This window comes from Synechococcus sp. R55.2, assembly GCF_047462075.1.
Classification (GTDB): Bacteria; Cyanobacteriota; Cyanobacteriia; order Thermostichales; family Thermostichaceae; genus Thermostichus.
On record NZ_JANSIH010000300.1, the window covers coordinates 1 to 4,120 of the forward strand.

Genomic DNA, 4,120 nt, shown 5'->3' on the forward strand with positions numbered 1-4,120 from the left:
AAACTCCTCCGGAGTCCAGTAGCGTTCCACAGGGCGATGCGCCAAAGAAGGCTGCAGGTATTGCCCCAGGGTCAGACGGTCGCATCCCACCGCCAGCAGATCCCGGAAGGTTTCCAGCACTTCTGCGCGGGTCTCCCCATGCCCCAGCATCAGCCCAGACTTGGTGGGTAATCCAGGATTCAGCTCCTTGACCGTTCGCAAAACCCGCAAGGACAAGTCGTAGCCGGAGCTGCGCCGTACTGCCTGGGAGAGGCGTCGCACCGTTTCGATGTTGTGGTTGTAGCAAACAGGCTGGGCAGCCACCACACGGGCAATGCACTCGCGATCCCCGCGAAAGTCGGGGGTGAGCACCTCGATCTGGGTGCCGGGGCAGCGCCGCCGAATTGCCTCGATGACCTCCACAAAGCGACCGGATCCCTGGTCGGGCAGATCGTCGCGGGCCACCGAGGTGAGTACCACATAGCTGAGCCCCAGCAGCTCAACCGCCTCGGCCACTTTCTCCGGTTCTGCGGGATCCAATGGTGCGGGCCGTCCACTGGCCACCTGGCAAAAAGAGCAGGCGCGGGTGCAGATCCCTCCCATTAACAGAAATGTAGCGGTTTTTTGGCTGTAGCACTCGGCTCGGTTTGGGCAGCGCCCCTCTTCGCAAATGGTGTGCAGGCCCCGCTGCTTGATCACCTGCTGCACCGCTGAAGTCTCGCTGGCTTTGCCGATGGAACGCTTGACCCAATTGGGAAGAGGGCTAACCGACATGGGAAGAACCATTGCGTTGAAGCTGGGTAGCAGCAGCAAGATAGCGCCCTTCTACAGTCGAAGGATGCAGCGCCTGCTTTGCCATTCTGACATGACGAAGCCCCGAATTTAGAAAAGGGCAGGACTGAGTCTGTGAGCTTCTCGGTTTGCACCCGCGAATCAAAGTCCTCACAGCGCTCAGCCCTGTTCAGTGGGTTTTCAGGGAGGCTAGGCCACCTGGGGAGGTGTGGTCAGCATTTGGTCGACGATGCGCTGCACAATCTGGAAGCCGGTCACCGCCTGCCAACCCAAGATCGCCAGGATCACCACGTTCAATAGAATATGCACGTTGCGCGCCCAGACTTTTTGCCCGTCTTTCATCAGCGGTGCCAGAGCCGCAGAGCTGGCCACCAAGGCCACAATGCCCAACCCGGCCAGCAAGTGAGGCCCAACAAACAGCTTGCCGTTGTTCAGGTAGGTAACCCCCATGCCGCCCAGGGCTCCGAACACCATCAACAACAAGAACAGGGATCCGGCAAGGAAATGCCGCTGACCAAACTTCCCTTTGATCAGCTCCTTGCGTTCTTCTGCCGAGGCAGTGCGCACCCGTCGCGCTTGCAGACCCAGGTAAAGGGCATACAAGGCCAGCGCAAACGCCAAAATCATCAGCACAGGATGAAAGAAGGGCAAGGCCAGCTCTAGCCAGCGGGGAAGTTGAATGCTCATAGAGACCGCGGGAAGAAAGAGGAAGATGCCCCTAAATTAACATAAGTTAATCTCTCTTTTGCCGCTCATGAGACCAAAGGGCGCGCATGGACTCCAACAGTTGAGGCACCCTCTGGGTGAGGTCTTGATATAGGCAAATTTGCTGTTGGCAGCGGGCCAGGTTATGGGCCTTGCGGCTGGGGTAGCGTTGGGGATCCCAATTCCAGTAGGCGTCTTCAAACCAATCCTGCAAAAAGCGCATCCCCAATTCCAGGGTAATCAGTTGGATCCCTTGGAGAAGGAGTTCCGGTTGTAGGGCGTGCAAGTTCCCGGTTTGGGCATAGCCCCGCAACCCGGCCAGGATTGCCTCGGGCTGAAGGGTATTTCCTCGTTTACCCCAGGAGCGCAGGGCATCCCCCAGTTCAACATAGAGGTTGTGATACATGAAGGTGTCCAGATCCACCAGGCCCACAAATCGCCCCTGCTCATCGAACAAAAAGTTGTTGAACTTGAGATCGGCGTGGATGATTTGAGTTGGGATCCCTGAGGGCAGCAGAAGATTCGGCACAGTTTCGATTAAAAACTGCCATTCTGCCTGCACTTCTGGCACCGGTTCGTGCTGGCGTAGCTGTTGCCAAAGGTGAGCCGTATCGTGAAAATGCGGGATCTGGAAGCGAAAACGATAGTCCATCTGGGCCAAGAGTCGATGCAGGCGTCCAACGGCTGCCCCCGCCTCTTCCAGATAGCCCCAATTGGGAGGAGTTGGGTGACAGGATCCCGGCAGACAATCCATGACCCGCCACAGTCCTTCTGCCCAGGCCAAGTGCAGGGATCCATCGCGAGCGCGGCGGAATTGGGGGACGGGGAAGCCGTGTTGTCTCAACCATTGGCCGATGGCTTGACCATCTTCAGTGACAGCAGGATCAAATCGGGGGTGAAGGCGCTGGGCGATGAAGGATCCCTCAGAGGTGATGAGTTTCCAGGTTTGGTGAATGAGGCCCACTCGGATGGCTTCGGGTGGCTTTGGATCCCCCAGTTGAAAGTGCTGGACAAGGGGATCCAGCCAAGTCAGGTCAAGCATAGGCAAGGAAGAAATCTATTCAAGCTTGGGGTGCTGGGTCGATCTTTTCGTTTTCAGAGCTGCCTCAAACTGCTTACCACAGCGGCGGCCTTTGAGGCTTACAGTTCAAGTTCCATTGAAGTGGCTTCATGTTGACGATTTTACCGTCCTCGATAAACAGGGCAAGTTGTTTGGGAGGGTGCAGCTTGTTATGCAACCACAGCCTTTTTGCGGCTCACCCGAACGGGATTTGTCGCCGAAACCCACTGCCCCATTGGCCGAGAACTCAGGTGTCGTTGTAGCAAACCCGCGAAAGAGCCCCATTTGCTACCTTAATGAAGGTCGCTGGCCGGACAGCCGTTAGGTTCGCTCATCACCCCATGGATACCCGCCTAATCAACATTGGCTTTGGCAACATCGTCGCCGCTGGGCGTGTGGTCGCCATTGTCAGTCCCGAGTCAGCTCCCATCAAACGCATCATCAGCGATGCCCGCGAGAGGGGCCAGTTGGTGGATGCTACCTATGGTCGTCGTACCCGCGCTGTCATCATCACCGATTCCGGGCACGTCATCCTCTCCGCCATCCAACCCGAAACCGTTGCCAACCGCTTCCTGACGGCCAAGCCCGGTTTGCCAGACGAAACCGAGTGAAAGCCATCGCTGTGAGCCGTCTGAGGAACCAGGAGTGAGATATCCTAAAACCAACCCAAACAAGTCAATTGCCCAGCCGTCTTGCGTCGGTCTCTGTCTATGCCAGCCTCTCCTACCCCAGTTCCCTCTGAGTGTACGCAGCAGCAGGGATCCCTTCCGGCTCCCACCCCGCGCGGTCGCTTGGTGGTTTTGACAGGGCCCAGTGGAGTGGGCAAAGGTACGTTGGTCAGCCAGTTGCGCCAGCGCCACCCCGAGTTGTATTTCTCGGTTTCGGTCACCACCCGCCCCCCCCGCCCCAGCGAACAGGAAGGCGTCAACTACTACTTTCGCAGTCGGGAGGAATTTCTCAACTTGATTGAAGCCAACGAGCTGTTGGAATGGGCACAGTATGCGGGCAACTTTTACGGCACTCCCCGCGAGATCGTGTTCCAAAAACTCAATCAGGGTCAGGATGTGCTGCTGGAAATTGAGCTGGCGGGGGCCCGTCAGGTGAGGCAACAGTACCCAGATGCCATTCGCATCTTTCTCTGTCCCCCTTCTCTGGAAGAGCTGGAACGTCGCATCCGCGAGCGCGGACAAGACTCAGAGGCCAGCATCGAGCGCCGCCTGGAACAGGCCCGCAAGGAATTGGATGCCCAAGACGAATTTGACTACGTGATTGTCAACGACAACCTGGAGCAAGCGCTGCAGGAGCTGGAAGCCCTGCTCTATCCCCCCTCTGCCTCTTCAGGGGAGCAGCAGCCCTAGCTTCTCCAGCCCCTTCCCGGAACGCTGGTGTCGGTGGTGCAGTGGCTCCAGATTGGGCCTAGGGTTAACTTTCGGTTAAGAAAAAAGCTGCTGGGGAGGGTAGTTTGGCTTTACCAAAAAACTGGGTCTGAAGCCCCGCCCTAAGGCCTACGGCCCGCTGACGCGACAAGAGCGGCTTTTATCTTGCTAGACCTTTGATAAAGTAGGCTCATGCGCGTCCTCGAAG

At 57.5% G+C, this 4,120-nt stretch carries 5 protein-coding genes; 2 read left to right on the plus strand and 3 right to left on the minus strand.

Translation table 11 applies throughout. The features are described from left to right. The 3 genes from lipA to NW838_RS09770 form a co-directional block, all read right to left on the minus strand. On the minus strand, positions 1-753 hold a 753-nt coding region (lipA, locus tag NW838_RS09760), incomplete at its 3' end, for a lipoyl synthase (RefSeq protein WP_414427951.1). 207 nt (positions 754-960) lie between these two features. Next, positions 961-1,458 carry a DUF4079 domain-containing protein gene (locus tag NW838_RS09765; protein WP_414355504.1) on the minus strand — a complete coding sequence of 166 codons (498 nt, stop codon included), beginning with the start codon at positions 1,456-1,458 and terminating at the stop codon, positions 961-963. A gap of 46 nt (positions 1,459-1,504) precedes the next feature. Then, positions 1,505-2,518, minus strand: a complete 1,014-nt coding sequence (locus tag NW838_RS09770; protein ID WP_414427953.1) for a phosphotransferase enzyme family protein — start codon at positions 2,516-2,518, stop codon at positions 1,505-1,507. 359 nt (positions 2,519-2,877) lie between these two features. Between NW838_RS09770 and remA the strand changes: the two genes are divergently transcribed. Further along, positions 2,878-3,147, plus strand: coding sequence for an extracellular matrix/biofilm regulator RemA (gene remA, locus NW838_RS09775; RefSeq protein WP_414330335.1), 270 nt, complete (start codon positions 2,878-2,880; stop codon positions 3,145-3,147). Positions 3,148-3,246: 99 nt separating this feature from the next. Then, positions 3,247-3,894 (plus strand): guanylate kinase, encoded by a 648-nt coding sequence (gene gmk, locus NW838_RS09780; protein WP_414427952.1) that lies wholly within the window; start codon positions 3,247-3,249, stop codon positions 3,892-3,894. The last annotated feature ends 226 nt before the right edge of the window (positions 3,895-4,120 follow it).

What these genes read in the sequence shown, in the direction of transcription:
- NW838_RS09765 (WP_414355504.1), bottom strand. Translation starts at nt 1,458, where the DNA reads ATGAGCATTCAACTTCCCCGCTGGCTAGAGCTGGCCTTGCCCTTCTTT.
- NW838_RS09770 (WP_414427953.1), bottom strand. Translation starts at nt 2,518, where the DNA reads ATGCTTGACCTGACTTGGCTGGATCCCCTTGTCCAGCACTTTCAACTG.
- remA (WP_414330335.1), top strand. Translation starts at nt 2,878, where the DNA reads ATGGATACCCGCCTAATCAACATTGGCTTTGGCAACATCGTCGCCGCT.
- gmk (WP_414427952.1), top strand. Translation starts at nt 3,247, where the DNA reads ATGCCAGCCTCTCCTACCCCAGTTCCCTCTGAGTGTACGCAGCAGCAG.